Origin of the sequence: Pseudoalteromonas fenneropenaei, assembly GCF_042643375.1 — a bacterium.
In the GTDB taxonomy this organism is placed as follows: domain Bacteria; phylum Pseudomonadota; class Gammaproteobacteria; order Enterobacterales; family Alteromonadaceae; genus Pseudoalteromonas; species Pseudoalteromonas fenneropenaei.
In genome coordinates, this window is the sequence record NZ_JBHRSD010000026.1 from 52,494 (window position 1) to 71,939 (window position 19,446).

Annotated in this window: 11 protein-coding genes; all 11 read left to right on the top strand. The window is 45.1% G+C overall.

Annotation, left to right across the window (positions count from 1 at the left end):
- Positions 1-115 precede the first annotated feature (115 nt).
- The 11 genes from rplK to ACFOEE_RS14455 all read left to right on the top strand — a co-directional run bounded on the left by rplK (position 116) and on the right by ACFOEE_RS14455 (position 19,412).
- Positions 116-544, top strand: coding sequence for a 50S ribosomal protein L11 (rplK, locus tag ACFOEE_RS14405; RefSeq protein ID WP_377125610.1), 429 nt, complete (start codon positions 116-118; stop codon positions 542-544).
- 4 nt (positions 545-548) lie between these two features.
- Positions 549-1,250: a 50S ribosomal protein L1 gene (gene rplA / locus ACFOEE_RS14410; RefSeq protein ID WP_377125613.1), complete on the top strand. Its 702-nt coding sequence runs from the start codon at positions 549-551 to the stop codon at positions 1,248-1,250.
- A 309-nt stretch (positions 1,251-1,559) separates the two neighbouring features.
- Positions 1,560-2,054: a 50S ribosomal protein L10 gene (gene rplJ / locus ACFOEE_RS14415; RefSeq protein ID WP_377125616.1), complete on the top strand. Its 495-nt coding sequence runs from the start codon at positions 1,560-1,562 to the stop codon at positions 2,052-2,054.
- Positions 2,055-2,126: 72 nt separating this feature from the next.
- Positions 2,127-2,489, top strand: a complete 363-nt coding sequence (rplL, locus tag ACFOEE_RS14420; RefSeq protein ID WP_377125619.1) for a 50S ribosomal protein L7/L12 — start codon at positions 2,127-2,129, stop codon at positions 2,487-2,489.
- Between the two features lie 269 nt (positions 2,490-2,758).
- Entirely contained in the window at positions 2,759-6,784 is a 4,026-nt protein-coding gene (gene rpoB, locus ACFOEE_RS14425) for a DNA-directed RNA polymerase subunit beta (RefSeq protein WP_377125622.1), read from the top strand.
- A gap of 107 nt (positions 6,785-6,891) precedes the next feature.
- Complete coding sequence (rpoC, locus tag ACFOEE_RS14430; RefSeq protein WP_377125625.1) at positions 6,892-11,070, top strand: DNA-directed RNA polymerase subunit beta'; 4,179 nt, start codon at positions 6,892-6,894, stop codon at positions 11,068-11,070.
- Positions 11,071-11,258: 188 nt separating this feature from the next.
- A complete protein-coding gene (locus tag ACFOEE_RS14435; protein ID WP_377125628.1) occupies positions 11,259-13,358 on the top strand; it encodes a PKD domain-containing protein in 2,100 nt (699 codons plus the stop codon).
- A gap of 688 nt (positions 13,359-14,046) precedes the next feature.
- Complete coding sequence (locus ACFOEE_RS14440) at positions 14,047-15,858, top strand: hypothetical protein (protein WP_377125631.1); 1,812 nt, start codon at positions 14,047-14,049, stop codon at positions 15,856-15,858.
- A 20-nt stretch (positions 15,859-15,878) separates the two neighbouring features.
- Positions 15,879-16,796 carry a hypothetical protein gene (locus tag ACFOEE_RS14445; RefSeq protein ID WP_377125634.1) on the top strand — a complete coding sequence of 306 codons (918 nt, stop codon included), beginning with the start codon at positions 15,879-15,881 and terminating at the stop codon, positions 16,794-16,796.
- A 52-nt stretch (positions 16,797-16,848) separates the two neighbouring features.
- Entirely contained in the window at positions 16,849-18,798 is a 1,950-nt protein-coding gene (locus ACFOEE_RS14450) for a hypothetical protein (RefSeq protein WP_377125637.1), read from the top strand.
- Between the two features lie 59 nt (positions 18,799-18,857).
- On the top strand, positions 18,858-19,412 hold the full coding sequence (locus tag ACFOEE_RS14455) for a hypothetical protein (RefSeq protein WP_377125640.1): 555 nt from the start codon (positions 18,858-18,860) through the stop codon (positions 19,410-19,412).
- Positions 19,413-19,446: the final 34 nt, after the last annotated feature.

The window sequence follows — 19,446 nt, forward strand, 5'->3', positions numbered from 1 at the left end:
TTACAGGTCAACAGTATTGTTGGCGGTAAAAAGCTGATTTTTAATGTAATGGGAAGCCGTTTGAGTACGCGTCCTCGCGCGCACGAGGCTACGACCCACAAAATGAGGTATTATCATGGCTAAGAAAGTTGAAGCTATTATCAAGCTACAAGTTGCCGCTGGTATGGCTAACCCAAGTCCACCGGTAGGTCCAGCACTAGGTCAACGTGGTGTGAACATCATGGAATTCTGTAAAGCGTTCAACGCGCGTACAGAAGGCATGGAAAAAGGCGCACCAGTTCCAGTTGTTATCGAAGTGTACGGTGACCGTTCATTCACGTTCTCAATGAAGACTCCTCCAGCATCTTACCTTCTTAAGAAGGCAGCTGGTATCAAGTCTGGTTCTAAGCGTCCAAACACTGAAAAAGTGGGTACAGTTACTCGTGCTCAACTTGAAGAGATCGTTGCGACTAAACGTCCAGATCTAACAGCTGCTTCTGTTGACGCAGCAGTACGCACTATCGCAGGTTCTGCGCGTGCAATGGGCTTGAACGTAGAGGACTAATAGAATGGCTAAATTAACTAAGCGTATGCGCACAATCCGTGAAAAGGTTGATGCGACTAAAGATTACGAAATCAACGAAGCGGTAGCTCTTCTTAAAGAACTAGCAACAGCTAAATTCGTTGAAAGTGTTGACGTTGCAGTTAACCTTGGTATCGATGCACGTAAATCTGACCAAAACGTTCGTGGTGCAACAGTTCTTCCTCACGGTACAGGCCGTGACGTTCGCGTAGCAGTATTTACTCAAGGCGCAAACGCTGAAGCTGCTAAAGCTGCAGGTGCAGAATTCGTTGGTATGGAAGACCTTGCTGATCTAGTTAAGAAAGGCGAGATGAACTTCGACGTAGTAGTTGCTTCTCCTGATGCAATGCGCGTTGTTGGTCAACTAGGTCAAATCCTTGGCCCACGTGGTCTTATGCCAAACCCTAAAACTGGTACTGTAACGCCTAACGTTGCAGAAGCAGTTAAAAATGCTAAGGCAGGTCAAGTTCGTTACCGTAACGATAAGAATGGTATCATCCATACTACTATCGGTAAGGTTGACTTCACTGCTCAGCAACTTCAAGAGAACCTTGAGTCTCTATTAGTAGCGCTTAAGAAGGCGAAGCCTGCTCAAGCTAAAGGTGTTTATGTTAAGAAAGTAAGCATCTCTACTACTATGGGCGCAGGTGTTTCTGTTGACCAAAATACATTAAGCGCACAAGTATAAACTTGATGTGTTTACATGGTGCGAAATTTGAACTATAATTTTGCGCCATTTTGTGAGGAAACTGAGTTTTCTTACAAAGAACAAATTTCGGGTTGAAGCGCATAATGTCGAAAGCTAATCTATAGTGATTCGATACATTGCGTTTCCGTCCAAGACCGTAGGAGGCATTGCCTTAATATTTATCCTACGTAGACGGTGTGATCCCAGCTAGATTTCCTAATCTTCTGGTTCTCGCCGTAAAAAGCACTCCGCCTCGGTGGAGTAAAGTAGAACTGGGAAGTTTTTCCCAATAAACCAGGAGTAACACCCATGGCTTTAAATCTTCAAGACAAAAAAGCAATTGTTGCTGAAGTCAACGAAGCTGCCACTGGTGCTCTATCTGCTGTTGTTGCAGATTCTCGTGGTGTGACAGTTGGTGCCATCACTGCACTTCGTAAAGAAGCACGTGACGCTGGCGTATGGATGAAAGTTGTCCGTAATACGCTTGCTCGCCGCGCAGTGGAAGGTACTAGCTTCGAGTGTCTTAATGATGCACTAGTTGGCCCAAGCCTAATTGCGTTTTCTAATGAGCACCCAGGTGCTGCAGCGCGTCTGTTTACAGAGTTCGCTAAGAAAAACAAAGCGTTTGAGCTTAAAACTGCTGCTTTCGAAGGCAAAATCGTTGACGTTAGCGTTCTAGCGAAGCTACCAACTTACGACGAAGCAATTGCACGCCTAATGAGCACTATGAAAGAAGCGGCCGCTGGTAAATTGTGTAAAACAATTGAAGCAGTTCGCGTACAAAAAGCTGAGCAAGCTGCTTAATTTTAAGCCTTCACTCGCTTTTTAGAATCAAATTTTAGAACCTATGGGTTCATAATTAATTAGGAAATGAAAATGTCTGTAACTAAAGACCAAATCCTTGACGCTATCGCAGCAATGTCTGTAATGGAAGTTGTTGAACTAATCGAAGCAATGGAAGAGAAGTTCGGCGTAACTGCAGCTGCTGCTGTTGTTGCTGCTGGTCCAGTTGAAGCTGCTGAAGAGAAGACTGAGTTCGACGTAGTTCTTACAGCTGCTGGCGCTAACAAAGTTGCTGTTATCAAAGCAGTACGTGGCGCGACTGGCCTTGGCCTTAAAGAAGCAAAAGACCTTGTTGAGTCAGCTCCAGCTGCACTTAAAGAAGGTATCTCTAAAGCTGAAGCTGAAGCTCTTAAGAAAGAGCTTGAAGAAGCTGGTGCTTCTGTTGAGATCAAGTAATCTAGCGGAAGCTAGGTTCGCCTGAGCAATCAGGCAGGGGCTGGTGATTTTTTAATCACCGGCCCTTTTGCGCTATAGCGTGACGCATTCGCAAACCGCGCTTATAAACTAAATTTCACTATTATTTTCAACTGTTTACAGTTTTTCAGAGAAAATAGCAGTGGCATTTAGAACAACACAATCTAAATGTTGTATTCATGGCTTAGATGCCTGTTATGTCTGTTCCATTCGAACAGGTTGGGTCAAAGATCAGCAAGCTGAGGAACCCCATGGCTTACTCTTATCTTGAAAAGAAACGTATCCGTAAGGATTTTGGCAAACGTCCGCAAGTTTTGGACATACCTTTCCTACTGTCTATGCAGTTGGAATCGTACAAAAAATTCTTAACAGCGGACCCTGATGGCGATCACGGTTTGGAAGCTGCTTTCCGCTCTGTGTTCCCTATCAAGAGCTACTCAGGTAACGCTGAGCTGCAGTTCGTCAGTTACCGTATTGGCGAGCCAGTGTTCGATGTTAAAGAATGTCAAATTCGCGGTGTCACTTATGCAGCGCCATTGCGCGTGAAATTGCGTCTAGTCCTTATGGACAAAGAAGCACCAGGCACTGTTAAAGACATTAAAGAACAAGAAGTGTACATGGGCGAGATCCCGCTCATGACTGACACCGGTACTTTCGTTATCAATGGAACTGAGCGTGTAATCGTTTCTCAGTTACACCGTAGCCCTGGTGTGTTCTTCGATAACGACCGTGGTAAGTCACACTCTTCTGGTAAAGTGTTATATAACGCTCGCGTTATTCCTTACCGTGGTTCATGGCTTGATTTCGAATTTGACGTTAAAGATAACCTTTACGTACGTATCGACCGTCGTCGTAAATTACCTGCGTCTATCATTTTACGCGCGCTTGAGTTCACTACTGAAGAAGTATTGGCGTTATTCTTCGAAACCACAACGTTCGAAGTTGCTGGCGGTAAAGTATTGATGGAACTTGTACCATCACGTTTACGTGGTGAGACAGCGGCATTTGATATTAAAGCCGATGACGGTGAAGTGCTAGTTGAAGCGGGTCGTCGTATTACTGCGCGCCACATCAAGAGCATTGAGAAAAAAGGCATCACGCAACTTGAAGTACCACATGAGTATGTGATTGGTCGCGTGTTAGCGAAAAACTATGTAGATGAGTCTACTGGTGAAATCATTGCCGAAGCAAACGCTGAACTAACGCTTGAGCTATTAGCTGAGCTAGTGAAAGCGGGTCACTCGCAAATCGCTACCCTATACATCAACGAAGTAGACAGCGGTCCGTACATGTCTGAGACATTACGTATTGACTCGACCAACAACCGCCTTGAAGCGTTAGTTGAAATCTACCGTATGATGCGCCCTGGTGAGCCACCAACAAAAGAAGCAGCAGAAGCGTTGTTTGACAACCTGTTCTTCTCTGAAGAACGTTACGACTTATCTACTGTAGGTCGTATGAAGTTCAACAGTCGTGTTGGCTACGAACATGGCGAAGGTGCGGGCACATTAAGCAAAGAAGATATCGTTTCTGTGATGAAGGTGTTAATCGACATCCGTAACGGTAAAGGCGAAGTCGACGATATCGACCACTTAGGTAACCGTCGTATTCGTTCTGTTGGTGAAATGGCAGAAAACCAATTCCGCGTTGGCTTAGTTCGTGTAGAACGTGCTGTGCGTGAGCGTTTAAGCCTTGGCGATCTTGATGCAGTGATGCCACAAGATTTGATCAACGCTAAGCCAATTTCAGCAGCAGTGAAAGAATTCTTTGGTTCTTCACAGTTGTCACAGTTCATGGATCAAAACAACCCGCTGTCAGAAGTAACGCACAAGCGTCGTATTTCTGCTCTTGGCCCAGGTGGTTTGACTCGTGAGCGTGCAGGCTTCGAAGTACGTGACGTTCACGTTACGCACTATGGTCGTGTATGTCCAATCGAAACGCCTGAAGGTCCGAACATCGGTCTTATCAACTCATTGTCGGTATACGCACGTACTAACGATTATGGCTTCTTAGAAACGCCATATCGCAAAGTCATTAACGGCGTAGTAACGGACGAAGTAGATTACCTATCGGCAATCGAAGAAGGCCAATACGTTATCGCTCAGGCGAACTCTAACCTGAACGAAAATAATGAATTTATTGATGAGCTTATCCCATGTCGTTTCAAAGGCGAATCGACGTTTATGGGTCAAAGCGACATCCAGTATATGGACGTTTCTCCACAGCAGGTTATCTCTGTGGCTGCGGCACTTATTCCATTCCTTGAACACGATGACGCGAACCGTGCACTAATGGGTTCGAACATGCAACGTCAAGCTGTACCTACACTACGCGCTGATAAGCCGTTAGTTGGTACTGGTATCGAGTTAACACTAGCGAAAGATTCTGGTGTAACTATCGTTGCTAAACGTGGTGGTGTGGTTAAGTACGCTGACGCAAGCCGTATCGTTATTAATGTTAACGAAGATGAGCGCGTACCAGGCGAAGCGGGTATCGACATCTACAACTTGACTAAGTACACCCGTTCTAACCAGAACACCTGTATCAACCAAAAACCAACAGTGATGGTTGGCGAGCCTGTAGTACGTGGTGACGTACTTGCAGACGGCCCATCAACTGACTTAGGTGATTTGGCACTGGGTCAAAACTTACGCGTGGCGTTCATGCCGTGGAACGGTTACAACTTCGAAGACTCGATTTTATTATCTGAGCGCGTAGTTGACCAAGATCGTCTAACGACTATCCACATTCAAGAACTACAGTGTATCGCTCGTGACACCAAGTTAGGCCCAGAAGAAATTACTGCGGATATTCCTAACGTCGGTGAATCTGCGCTAAGCAAGCTTGACGAATCAGGCGTTGTTTACATCGGTGCAGAAGTAAAAGGCGGCGATATCCTAGTAGGTAAAGTAACACCTAAAGGTGAAACGCAATTAACACCTGAAGAAAAGCTATTACGCGCTATCTTCGGTGAGAAAGCGTCTGACGTTAAAGACAGCTCGTTACGTGTACCTAACTCAGTGTCTGGTACAGTTATCGACGTACAAGTGTTTACTCGCGATGGCGTTGAGAAAGACAAGCGTGCGCTTGAAGTTGAAGACATGCAATTGCGTGAAGCGAAGAAAGACTTCAACGAAGAATTCCGTATTCTGGAAGGCGGTATTGTATCTCGTGCCCGCGAAGTGCTTATTGCTGCAGGTATCAGCGAAGAGAAACTAACTGGCTTAAATGCTGAGAAGTTACTCACGCAAAGCCTAGCTGACGAAGACAAGCAAGCTGAACTTGAGCAACTTGCTGCACAGTACGATGAAGTTAAAGCGGAATACGACAAGAAGTTCGAAGACAAACGTCGCAAGATCACTCAAGGTGATGACTTAGCACCGGGCGTGTTGAAGATTGTGAAAGTTTACCTTGCGGTTAAACGTCGCATTCAACCAGGTGATAAGATGGCAGGTCGTCACGGTAACAAGGGTGTTATCTCTACTATCGTGCCAATCGAAGATATGCCATACGACGAGAAAGGTCGTCCGGTAGACATCGTATTGAACCCGCTGGGCGTACCTTCACGTATGAACATCGGTCAGATCCTTGAAACGCACATGGGTCTAGCGGCTCGTGGTATCGGTGAACGCATTGAAGACATGATCAAAGAACAAGCTGAGCTTGGCGAGATCCGTGCCTTCTTGAAGAAAGTGTATGAATTAGGTGACTGCCGTCAGCAAGTAGACATCGACAGCTTCTCTGATGAAGAAGTACGTCGTCTCGCTGACAACTTGAAAGCCGGTCTACCAATTGCAACACCTGCGTTCGACGGCGCGAAAGAAACTGAAATCAAAGAGCTATTAGAACTTGGTGGGTATCCGTCAAGCGGTCAGATCACGCTATATGATGGTCGTACAGGTGACACGTTTGAGCGTCCAGTAACCGTAGGTTACATGTACATGCTGAAACTAAACCACTTGGTTGATGACAAGATGCACGCGCGTTCTACAGGTTCTTACAGCCTAGTTACTCAACAACCGTTGGGTGGTAAGGCTCAGTTCGGTGGTCAGCGTTTCGGTGAGATGGAAGTGTGGGCACTTGAAGCTTACGGTGCTGCTTACACGCTACAAGAAATGTTGACAGTGAAGTCGGATGACGTAAACGGTCGTACCAAGATGTATAAGAACATCGTTGATGGCAACCATAAGATGGAGCCAGGTATGCCAGAGTCGTTCAACGTATTGTTGAAAGAGATCCGCTCACTGGGTATCAACATCGAGCTTGAAGAGCTTTAATCCGACCTCCATCGGCGCTGAACTGCGCCGATGTTGACGCGGATTTGCAAGAATGAAGGGGCAAGCGTTGCTTGCCCTCAAGATTAACCTCCGACAGGAGAGCTAAGGTGAAAGACTTACTTAAGTTTCTGAAGCAACAAAACAAGACCGAAGAATTCGATGCAATTCGTATTGGTCTTGCTTCACCAGACATGGTGCGTTCATGGTCATATGGTGAGGTGAAGAAGCCTGAGACGATCAACTACCGTACTTTCAAGCCTGAGCGTGACGGCCTATTCTGTGCCCGTATCTTCGGCCCAGTGAAAGACTATGAGTGTTTGTGTGGTAAATACAAGCGCTTGAAACACCGTGGTGTTATTTGTGAAAAGTGTGGCGTAGAAGTTACCCTCACTAAAGTGCGTCGTGACCGTATGGGTCACATTGAGTTAGCAAGCCCAGTTGCGCATATTTGGTTCTTAAAATCGCTTCCGTCACGGATCGGTTTGATGCTAGACATGACGCTACGTGATATCGAACGTATTCTTTACTTTGAATCATTCGTTGTGACTGAGCCAGGCATGACGACGCTTGAGCGTGGCCAACTGCTAACTGAAGAAGAATACCTTGATGCTTTAGAAGAGCATGGTGATGACTTTGAAGCGAAAATGGGTGCAGAAGCGATTCTTGACCTACTTCGTGACTTAGACCTTGCGCAACTTATCGCAGAAATGCGTGAAGAGTTACCAACAGTAAACTCTGAAACTAAGCGTAAGAAAATCACTAAGCGTTTAAAGTTGATGGAATCTTTCCACCAGTCTGGTAACAATCCAGAGTGGATGGTAATGACTGTACTACCAGTACTGCCGCCAGATCTACGTCCATTAGTACCACTAGATGGTGGTCGTTTTGCTACGTCTGATCTAAACGATTTGTACCGTCGTGTTATCAACCGTAACAACCGTTTGAAGCGTCTATTAGACCTAGCTGCGCCAGATATCATCGTGCGCAACGAAAAACGTATGTTACAAGAAGCGGTTGATGCGCTACTAGACAACGGTCGTCGTGGTCGTGCGATCACAGGTTCTAACAAGCGTCCACTGAAGTCGCTTGCAGACATGATCAAAGGTAAGCAAGGTCGTTTCCGTCAAAACTTACTTGGTAAGCGTGTAGACTACTCAGGCCGTTCTGTAATCACAGTAGGTCCATACCTGCGTCTGCACCAGTGTGGTCTTCCTAAGAAGATGGCACTTGAGCTATTCAAGCCATTTATCTACGGTAAGCTAGAGCGCCGTGGTATGGCAACAACCATCAAAGCTGCGAAGAAGATGGTTGAGCGTGAAGTACCAGAGGTTTGGGACGTATTAGATGAAGTTATTCGTGAGCATCCAGTTCTTCTGAACCGTGCACCGACACTTCACCGTTTGGGTATCCAAGCGTTCGAACCGGTACTTATCGAAGGTAAAGCGATTCAGCTACACCCGTTAGTGTGTGCGGCTTATAACGCCGACTTCGACGGTGACCAAATGGCGGTACACGTACCGTTAACGTTAGAAGCACAATTAGAAGCGCGTGCGCTGATGATGTCGACTAACAACATTCTGTCGCCAGCTAACGGTGAACCAATCATCGTTCCTTCACAGGACGTTGTATTGGGTCTTTACTACATGACGCGTGATCGCATTAATGCGAAAGGCGAAGGCTTAGTATTTAAAGATCCAAAAGAAGCAGAAAAAGCATACCGTACAGGTCAAGCTGATCTACACGCACGTGTTAAAGTACGTATTTCTGAAGTGCACATCGCAGAAGAAACACGTATCGAAACGCCTGTAACTGCAATTGTTGAAACGACTGTAGGTCGTGCAATTCTTTCGTCAATCCTACCAAAAGGTTTGCCGTTTGAACTGATCAACCGTGCACTAGGCAAGAAACAAATTTCTGGTCTATTGAACGAGTGTTACCGTCGTCTAGGTCTAAAAGACACCGTAGTGTTTGCTGACCAAGTTATGTACACAGGTTTCCATTACGCGATGAAGTCGGGTGTCTCTATCGGTATTAACGATATGGTTATCCCACCAACGAAAGTTGCTATCATCGAAGCGGCTGAAGCGGAAGTGGCGGAAATCAACCAACAGTTCCAATCAGGTTTGGTAACTGCGGGTGAAAAGTACAACAAAGTTATCGACATTTGGTCACGTGTTAACGAAAACTTATCACGTGAGATGATGGCGAACTTGTCAAAAGACAAAGTCATCAACGCCAAAGGCGAAGAAGAAGAGCAAGCCTCATTTAACTCAGTGTTTATGATGGCTGACTCGGGCGCTCGTGGTAGCGCGGCTCAGATCCGTCAGTTAGCGGGTATGCGTGGTCTAATGGCACGTCCAGATGGTTCAATCATCGAGACGCCAATCACCGCAAACTTCCGTGAAGGTCTGAACGTTCTTCAGTACTTTATTTCAACGCACGGTGCGCGTAAAGGTCTTGCCGATACAGCACTTAAGACAGCGAACTCGGGTTACTTGACGCGTCGTCTAGTAGACGTTGCACAAGATTTGGTTATCAACGAAACAGATTGTGGTACGACCGAAGGTCTAACCATGAAGCCGCTTATTGAGGGTGGTGATGTTGTTGAGCCATTACGCGAGCGCGTACTTGGTCGTGTGGTTGCAGAGGATGTTCTGAAGCCGGGCACGCAAGAAGTGTTGGTTGAGCGTAACGTCATGCTAGACGAGAAGCTGTGTGATCTTTTAGAAGAACACTCAGTAGACGAAGTTGTAGTACGTTCTGTTATCACTTGTGAGAACGACTTTGGTGTGTGTGCACACTGTTACGGTCGTGACCTTGCACGTGGTCACTTGATCAACGCCGGTGAAGCAGTTGGTGTTATCGCAGCGCAATCAATCGGTGAGCCAGGTACACAGCTTACGATGCGTACATTCCACATCGGTGGTGCGGCATCAAGAGCGTCTGCTGAAAACAGCGTACAGATCAAGAACAACGGTAGCATCAAGCTTCACAACGCGAAGTTCGTATTGAACGTAGACGGTAAGATTGTTATCACTTCTCGTTCAACTGAAATCGCTGTTATCGATGACCAAGGTCGTGAGAAAGAGCGTTACAAGGTACCTTACGGTGCCGTATTGTCTGTTAAAGACGGCGCACAAGTATCAGGTAATGACGTGGTAGCAACGTGGGATCCACATAGCCACCCAATCATCCTTGAACACGAATCGAAAGTAACGTTCAGCGATATCGATGACTCGAACACTGAAGCGCAAACTGACGACTTGACTGGTTTAACCCGTGTGGTTGTTAAAGACCTATCGAAAGTTAACGCCAAAGAGCCTAAGCTAATCATCGAAAATGAAGTGCGTGGCTTACAAGAAATTCGTTTACCGTCGTTCACGACTATCGAAATCTCTGATGGTGCGACTGCAATGCCTGGTCAGGTATTAGCACGTATTCCACAAGAAGGTTCGAAAACACGTGACATCACGGGTGGTCTACCGCGCGTTGCTGACTTGTTCGAAGCGCGTAAGCCGAAAGACCCAGCTATCCTTGCGGAAGTGACCGGTGTGGTCAGCTTCGGTAAAGAAACTAAGGGTAAGAAGCGTTTGGTGATCACACCTGCGGAAGGCGATGCATACGAAGAAATGATCCCGAAATGGCGTCAATTGAACGTGTTTGAGGGTGAAACGGTTGCACGTGGTGAAGTTATTGCTGACGGTCCAGAGTCACCGCACGATATCTTACGTCTACGTGGTGTGACTGACGTATCTAACTACATCGTAAACGAAGTACAAGAAGTTTACCGTTTACAAGGTGTAAAGATTAACGACAAGCACATCGAAACTATCATTCGTCAAATGCTACGTAAGTGTCTCATCCTAGATGGTGGTGATTCATTGTTCTTAGCTGGTGAACAAGTTGAAGTGGCGCGCGTAAACATCGCAAACCGCGACCTAGAAGCACAAGGTAAGATCCCTGCGAAGTTTGAGATCCAGTTAATGGGTATCACGAAGGCATCACTTGCGACTGAATCGTTTATCTCTGCAGCGTCGTTCCAAGAAACTACGCGTGTTCTTACAGAAGCAGCAGTAAACGGTAAGAAAGACGATTTACGTGGTCTGAAAGAAAACGTAATCGTAGGTCGTTTGATTCCAGCAGGTACTGGTTTTGCTTATCACCAAGAGCGTATCAACCGTCGCAAGGCAGCCGAAGCGCCAGTGGAGCAAACTGTAAGTGCAGAAGAAGCAACGCAAGCGTTGACTGATGCATTGAACGCAGACCTACTAGGTGGCGATGAGTAATTTCTAATTACTTCATCTCACAATAGTGAATAAGAAACCGCAAGCCAAGCTTGCGGTTTTTTTTTGGGAACTCTTGTAAAATTGACGTTAATATGAAAGTGTATGCAAATGGGAACAGTCATCAATGACTTAATCCGTATTGTGATAGTAAAGTGCAACTAGGAATGGTGCATAAAAAGGATATTGTTATGAAAAGCAGAATTTTGTTGCCGCTGATTTGTGCGGTATTGTTAGCCGCATGTGGTGGCGGTAGTAGTGGTAGCACTGAGCCGACTAAAGGTGACGGTAAAGTGAATCACTTGCCTATCGCCCATATTCAAGGAACCAGCGGTAAAATCTTTCTTAATCAAGATGTGCAATTCAGTGCAGAGAAAAGTACCGATCAAGATGGTGATAATCTCAACTATCGGTGGCAATTATACCGTAAGGCTGACAACACCGAACTCAATCTCCCTGAACCAACTGCTAAAATTCTAACACTAAAATTAACAGAGCTAGGTGCCTACGAACTAAAGTTAATCGTTAGCGATGGTAAAGGTCAAAGTACTCCTGCAATTTTTGCATTTGAAGTGCACAATCAACCCTCGTTACAGATCAGCGCAGGCGAAGATAGCTCTGTAAAACAAGGGGACACGGTTACGCTGCAGGGGACTATTAATGCAAGTGAAGGTATCACTATTAGCAGCTACCAATGGGCCTTTGTTGCCCGCCCAGCAGGCAGCAATGCAACCATATTACAAGCGAACGCTATTAACAGTAGCTTTATTGCTGATCAAACTGGTGCGTATATAGTTCAACTGAAAGTAACAGATATAAACGGCAATGTTGTTACTGATAACGTGACGATTAGTAGTGTTAGTGAGCAGCAAAATAGTGCACCGAATGTCATCATTCACTTAGCTAAAGCAACCCTCGCCAAAAATGAAGTACTGCTTATTGATGGCTCGCAAAGTTATGACCCTGATAGCGGTGATATTTTGACTTTTAACTGGGAAATACTGAGTAAACCTGCAAATAGCGTCGTTTCTCTTAAAGCACTCAACAGTGGAAAAGCCGAGTTTGCTGCGGATACCTTTGGTACATACCAACTCAAGCTGACGGTAACGGATCAAAATGGGGCGAGTAGTAATAAGACCATCACGCTACAAGTCAATATCAAGCAGCCGCCTATTGCTGAATTGGGTGATACCAAGATGGTCACAGTGGGCGATGTGGTTACCATCAGTTGTAACCGTTGTTATGATCCTGATGGTGATACGCTTACCTATCGTTGGCATTTGTTGACTAAGCCGCAGGGTAGCGGCAGCACACTAAGTTCTATAACAGCGCCTGAGGTGAGTTTTACCGCCGACAAAGCAGGGGATTATTTACTCCGTCTTATCATCAATGATGGCATATTCGATTCTCAGCCAGCGGCGCAAGTTGTGACGGCGGTTGCGGATAAACCCCCAGTTGCGGTGATCCAAGGCGCAACCGATAGACAAATAATCTTAGGGGAATCCTTACTATTAGATGCATCAGGAAGCTACGATCCGGAAGGTGGCACGGTACAATTTTTATGGTCTCTAACTAAACCAAATAACTCCAATGCCAGCATTGCTGATAATGAGGCAGCGAAAGTCCAGTTTTTAGCTGATGTTGTTGGCGACTACGTGCTAGCGCTGACGGTTAAAGACGTAGGAGGCCAAGTTGCTCAACAAGCCGTCACAGTTCAAGTGAAAGAAAATAACAGCGACCTTACAGGGCATGTGGTAGCCAAATTCGTTGACCCGAGTGCTAAACCGCTCGCAAATCTCCAACTACAAATCAATGATACGTCAGTGACCACCGACGCTTTTGGTAATCTAGATCATGAGTTGCAGCTACGCCCAAATGGCAATGTAGCCATCAAAATCAATGATAGTCGAGTTGCATCAGCAAGTTATAGCAGCCTGCCTGTAGATGAACAGAACTTTTATGTTAATCTCAACAGTGTGCCACTACTCGCAATGCAGTCGATTGACTTATTTTTACCCGTTTGTAGTAAATTGGCGGATGGTAAACCCCTCTCTGTTACCTTTGATTTGGATACTGTACCTGCTCGTTTTGGCGATTTTTATTACAGCTTTGGGCAACAAATTGAGCTTAGCACCTTGAAGATCACTCGAGTGAACTTACCAGCTCCGACGACAATGACGTTACGTTTACCTGATGGGTATAAGTTCACACAAAATAGTAGCAGCACTTTAGCTTTGGATGTGACATTTCAGCCGCAAATAAAGTTAATGACTGCGACCGTATGTGACTAATGTGAGTGAATGCAATGGCTGAGCTGCTAGCTCAGTCATTGCATCTTTAAGCCATGCTGTGCACCAGTGTTATTCGGCTGGATATTCTTGCCTAATTATCCAAAGCTCAGGTTAACTATTTTCCTGTGTCATATTACTGACCATAACCAGTTCTAAACTTGTATCCGTGAATCGTGCCCTCTAACTCGCTGGCGAACATCCAAACCGCATTTGCTGCTGTTTGTTGGCTGATGTTTATGTGACATGCACTCATATTTAACATTTGAAGCCCGTTGGGAATGCACCTAGAGCATGCAATCTAATTTAATGACTTAGTACATAGATTGGATAGCGAAAGTGGCTCTTTAGTTATTAAATTAAGTGAGGTCTTTAAGCTAATCACTGACAGGAATACTATGTTCCAACCAGTCAATCCAAGCGTAATAAATTCTTAATAGTATGAATTTTAATGCTTCATCTGTGTAGGGATGCGATTTTTCACCAATCTTTTGAGCTAAAGCTGGAGCAGCTTTAGTTGCCCTGAGTGCAAACACTGTTGTTATTTTTAATTACTAATTAAGTTAAGTTTTTAATTTATTATTTACACAAAATTAAACTTAGTGTTATTATGGGTACACAAATTAACCAATTCGTCCCTCGTTACACAAACCCCGAGGGAAAATCGGCTATTGAATAAAAGGAATTTGGTATGTTCAGAAAAACTTCGTGGCAGGGGGCTTTGCAACCTGTCACTGCAGCTTTGCTTTGCCTATTATCAGCTCAAGGCATGGCAAATAATCAGTGTAGTGTTAACTTGCAGTTGGTGAATTATGCACCACAAAGCTGTTACGCTGAGTTTAATGCGCAAAGTTGCCAAGATGTATGTATCGGTGCAGATCCTGAGTTTAACCAAGCGTGTTTTAAAGCACTGTCTTTGCCATGTGATGTTGCCAGCGATATGGCTGCGCAAGCAACGGGTCGACAACAACGCGGTTCATATACTTGGTATCACGTCAGCGATTTACTGAAGTATCCTGCGCTGCTCACTGAATTGCATATTTTTCAGGCCGAACTTTATCGTACACTTTATAACGACTTTGTATTTGTGCCTGGGGATGGCGGCTTTTCGCCTGCCAGTGATCAACTTAGGCGTGAAAATTTCCGTCTTGCACTCATCACCAAACTTGGCACGTTAACCGAGCCTTTACGTTATGCGGGCCTTTATCGTCGTTACACGCTAGGGGTGCAGTTAGAGCAAGAGCTACAACAGCAATTAGCAGCTATGAATGGGCAAATTGCGCGTTTCCCTTATTATTCCTTAGCTCAGAAAGCTGCCTTACAAGATGAGTTGAAAACCTTAGCAGATCAACAAATTCGTTATTGGACACTGTTGAAAAAATATAGCCCAACGCAAATCACCCAAAGTCGTGTTTCACATTTAAATAAACGAATGAGTAGTTTTGCTGCTGAATTGGCTAAACTGCCCAGCGCTCAGCAAAACAAAATACTGGCTAAACTGGCTGCTCTAGCTCCTTATTATGATATGCAACTTTCTGCTTGTGGTGAGCAATATTGTTATCAAGCATTAAGTACCACGGGGTTTACTGCTGAGCTTGACGAGAAATTGGTGTATTTTGAACTCTTACTCGGCAATCTTAACAACGAAGTTCAAGCATTATCTAATGCTTACAATGAGAACTATCAATATATTCCACCGACATTAATAAAGCGTCCTGATTTTGGAGGCTTTGTTAGTGGTCAAATGCAGCAGTATCAGCAAAAACCTAGTTTACATGCTCTAACTCGGCTGGAAACTGCGATCAATGTCGCCTTTTTATTGCAAGGTCGTACAGGGCAGGAGGTCTTAGCGGCGTTACAAGCGCAGACTGTGGGTGAGCCAATTCAGGCCTTGACGAGTCTAGCCAGCTTTGAACAACAACCAGTGTTACTTTGCCAAGAGTTTTCGCGCATTGCGCCGCAAATGCAGGCTATTCAGTTAGAGAGTTTTGAACTAGCAAAGCAGGCTCGCGAGCTTATCGACTTAATTATTACCACTTGGGATGACAGTCTACTCGAACAATTAACGGCAATAGTGAACCGTCTAAACTTACTCGCGATGCAGAGTAACCAAATTGCCACGGTGGATCAGTTTAGTACTGATAGAACTATAGCGGTGAATTGGAATTTATCCGAACACCTAGGTGGCCGTTTAGCGACTGAAAACCAACTCATTGAGTTGGAGTATTTAGACTATGACGGCATGTTTTGGACGCCCAACATGTCCGCAACCATACCCGAGTTATTCCCCGATATTGCAGAGCTCAGTACGATGACAGGAACTTTACTACCCAAAGGAGTGGGGAATAGCGCCGCGGTGAATAACCTGCAGTTGGTGTTGCAACAGTCACCCTATTCTGCTTGTGCCACAGGCAATAAGGTCATTAACGCTGTGGTTAAACTCACAGATCACAATGGTGTGACGAGTCGCAGAGTGTTAACCGCAACTTTAGATCAAATGTAATTCACTTTAAGGAAAATCCGATGAAAAACTTGTGTATTGCCGCTTTTATGCTGGCAGGGCCTGCTATTGCCTATGCATACCCAGAAGTGGTGTTTAATGCCGAGTCTCAATGCTTGTCACAATTGACCGGCACTGGTACACGATATGTGCCGCCTTGTAGCTTTACCGCGTCGACTTATTATGCGGATCGCAATCAGAGTTATACCAGCTCTGCGCTGGTACAAAATGGGCTATTTAAAACGAATTTTCAGTATCGTTTTATCTGTGAATCCATTCGTCCTTTGTCTTTACGCTACACTTTGTCAGCCGATCTTAACGCGGTATCAACTAGTCGAATTACAGGTTCGATTGGCGCTGAAAAGAATTCAATTGAGCTTACCCATGATTTCTCGCGAGCATCTTTGGTATTTGATTCATTGTCTGGTGCAAGCGGTTTTCAAGCTATCAAACCAGGCTGTAAACTCACGGTTGACCAACTTGTTACCTACCCAGAACCACGTTACTACGGCCAACTCGCATCTCATTTGGCCACGCTTAACAATCAATTTGCCACCTTACTAGGTTTGGCGACCCCTTCTACTGATTACATTCAACTATTAAGTGCTATCGATAATGCGACCTCGGCATTCGAACTGTTGCAGTTTGATTTAGAAGATGAGTTCTTACTTGATGTCGTAAATGACTCGATAACACAACTTACAACGAGTCGCAATGTACTCAACAATCAATGTCGTTCAGGCAGTAATACCACGCTTTGTTCAAAAGAAGTGGCGAACATACGGAGCTTTGTTGATTACAGATTAAGTTTCAACGAGACCAACATTAGGGATCTCTACAATTTTGTTAACGAGCAAAGTCAATGGCTGTCGAGCTATGAGCTTGGTCGTGACAAAACGTTGCTCAATAGCGTAGCAGCGAAATTACGTAGTCAACTCTAAGCATTTGCTGAGTTACTAAAGGATCTAACCTAAAACCCGTAAAGGAAATAAAATGTACGGAAAAATAATCGCGACCTCTGTGGTTGCGGCACTACTCCAAAGCGCCACCGCACATGCACTACCTGATGCACGTAAGGGTAACCCATTAGATTCCATGGGTATTCCGACGCCAGCAGGTGTGGGTGATGTCATTGTTGATCATGAAATTGCCACTACTTTATATGTGGGTCCGGCTTCAACGAAAACTCTCCGTGGAACATACGCAGAATTAGGGGCCGCTGGCCCTCAGTGTGCTGATTACGTCAATATCAAAACACAAGCGTACCGCCAACTACCAACTCCAGTACTACAAGAGCAAGCGTTTTTAAAAGGCGACTTCGTGAGTAACTGGTATCAGTTAACATACGGTATTCCACGTTCTAACTTAACTAGCTTAGGCCAAATTGAAAAGATTGGTAATCAGCTGACACTGGATGCGGTAGCAAACGCCGGTCTAGTGGACCAGTACTTTGAACTGAGTTCATTGTGGGATGGTTATATTATGACTATCTCTGAGCTTAAAGATGAGTTGGAAAAGCTTAATCGTAAACAGAGCGATGAGTCGAATAGCTGTATTCTGTTAGGTGGCGGCGATGCAATGAAAACTTACCAATGTATGGTAGGGGTGATTGAGCGTTACCAACCTTTGAAGGACGCAGTGAGCGCCAAACTAACAGCGGCAGAGAATGCGCGTGATGCGATCCGTGATGCTTATTACACGGCAAAAGGTAAGTATGACGCGTACACGAAAAAGCAAGAATTGCTCATCAATCAGATCAGCTTCAATACGCAAATCGTATCTGCGCAGCTTGTTATCAGCAAAAACGCGTGGGAATTGGAAGACAATCTAGTTAAGGCTGAAGGTACTAAGATCACCGGCCTTGCAAGTGCTGGCTACAGCCTGTGGGGTAATGAGCGCAATGCATTAGCATCAGTGTTATACCAAAACGGCAAGAGCAATTACTCAGTGAAAAAACTGGATGTGTTCAACGTCCGCCTGAATTCCGGTGTAACGCGCAACAACTTCTCGGTTGAAACGGGTAATAGCAGCATTTTCTCGAAGAACGTATGGGCAATGCCTGCTGACACTATGATCAGCAAGAGCATCACCAATGAGTGGCAAATGCCATTCGAGCGTGAAAATCGTGGCGACATGATTTACTTCGATACTATGGATGCCAACTCATTTGCAACCGGTGGCGTTGATTTCTATGTGACTAAAGATGCACGCTGTGGCGAGTACACACAAGAAATTGAAGAGTTGTATGAAGGTACTAAAGATGGTGTTGAGGTATCTTGGAAAGTGGTGCGTCGCATGTATGAGCCACAGCCAAACCGTAAGGTACTTACTGCTAATTTAGGTCTGTCTTACAACTTCTACGCTTACCCAGGTCCAATCAAAGGTGAATGTACAATAGATGTTGACCGCATGAACTCTTACTGGCGTAACGCTGGTAAATCAAAGAGCTGGAGCTGGTTCAAATCTAAGACACGCAGTTGGGATGATATCCGTACCACCGCGCGCGACAACATGGGTATGGAGTGTAAGTTAGACGTTAAACCTACTTCAAACAACCCAGCAGAGGCACAATTGTTGGCAGAGCGTTTAGAAACGCAAATGTACAACGATATGTGGCAAATGTTCCTCGCTATTTACGCTAAAAACTACGATGTCCAAGTTCTTGATCCAAATGTGATTGACCCAGGTCAAAGCACTGTAGGTAAGAACATTGGCGATGGTCTCATGAAAGTTTGCCCAATGAACGTGTACTGCCAGTTTGGCAATATCGTATTGCGTGCACTTGATGAAATCGGTGGTTCAAAAGCTCAAGGTACCACTTCTCATGTTTCACAACAGTACGGCAAGATTTGGAAGCGCTACGACAAACATACTTGGTCTATCCAAGAAGGTAGTGCGCTAGTCACCGCTGAAGTCTGTATTAACAACGAGCAGTGCACCTAATTTTTAAGGGGGCATAGCCCCCTTAAAAGAAACATGGCTTTGATATTGAGGAGAGCATAATGAAAAAGATATCAGCTGTAATAGCTGTGGTAATAGGTCTTGGCAGCGCTGTGTATATTGGGGTGTTAATGCCCACTGAGGAAGTTCAGTCATCTGCACCAAGTGAGCCGATTATTGTTGAGTCGCCTTTACAGCCGAGTGTAGAAGTTGTTGCTGAGCAAACCGAGCCGGTTGAAGTGAAGGCAGAGAAAAAGCAACCTCCAACGGTGGAGCTACCTGCAACTAATTCCAATCAGGTAATTCAAGAGGCAATGGCCGCCACTACTGACGAAGAACAAGCCTACTTCGATTTTATTGAGAATACCTTTCCCGATCTCAAAGATAGCGTTCAGTCTTATCGCTCCGCGGTTTTGTCTCAACGTACGCAAGTGAATGCCTACAAAGATAAAGTTCAAAAGAGAAATCATGATATTGAGCTTTATGGTTACGCTTCAGCCACTGTTGATAGTGAGCTTGAGATGGAGCGCAATCGGTTACTTGCTGAAGCGCGTTATTTAGGTGAGCAAGCTGCAGAATTAAATCAACGTATTCGTGAAGCTGCTGGGACTGAATGATTAACAGGTAATTTCTTGTACGGAGTAGAGTTGT

What these genes read in the sequence shown, in the direction of transcription:
- ACFOEE_RS14450 (WP_377125637.1), top strand. Translation starts at nt 16,849, where the DNA reads ATGTACGGAAAAATAATCGCGACCTCTGTGGTTGCGGCACTACTCCAA.
- rplA (WP_377125613.1), top strand. Translation starts at nt 549, where the DNA reads ATGGCTAAATTAACTAAGCGTATGCGCACAATCCGTGAAAAGGTTGAT.
- ACFOEE_RS14445 (WP_377125634.1), top strand. Translation starts at nt 15,879, where the DNA reads ATGAAAAACTTGTGTATTGCCGCTTTTATGCTGGCAGGGCCTGCTATT.
- rplK (WP_377125610.1), top strand. Translation starts at nt 116, where the DNA reads ATGGCTAAGAAAGTTGAAGCTATTATCAAGCTACAAGTTGCCGCTGGT.
- rpoB (WP_377125622.1), top strand. Translation starts at nt 2,759, where the DNA reads ATGGCTTACTCTTATCTTGAAAAGAAACGTATCCGTAAGGATTTTGGC.
- rplL (WP_377125619.1), top strand. Translation starts at nt 2,127, where the DNA reads ATGTCTGTAACTAAAGACCAAATCCTTGACGCTATCGCAGCAATGTCT.
- ACFOEE_RS14455 (WP_377125640.1), top strand. Translation starts at nt 18,858, where the DNA reads ATGAAAAAGATATCAGCTGTAATAGCTGTGGTAATAGGTCTTGGCAGC.
- ACFOEE_RS14435 (WP_377125628.1), top strand. Translation starts at nt 11,259, where the DNA reads ATGAAAAGCAGAATTTTGTTGCCGCTGATTTGTGCGGTATTGTTAGCC.
- ACFOEE_RS14440 (WP_377125631.1), top strand. Translation starts at nt 14,047, where the DNA reads ATGTTCAGAAAAACTTCGTGGCAGGGGGCTTTGCAACCTGTCACTGCA.
- rplJ (WP_377125616.1), top strand. Translation starts at nt 1,560, where the DNA reads ATGGCTTTAAATCTTCAAGACAAAAAAGCAATTGTTGCTGAAGTCAAC.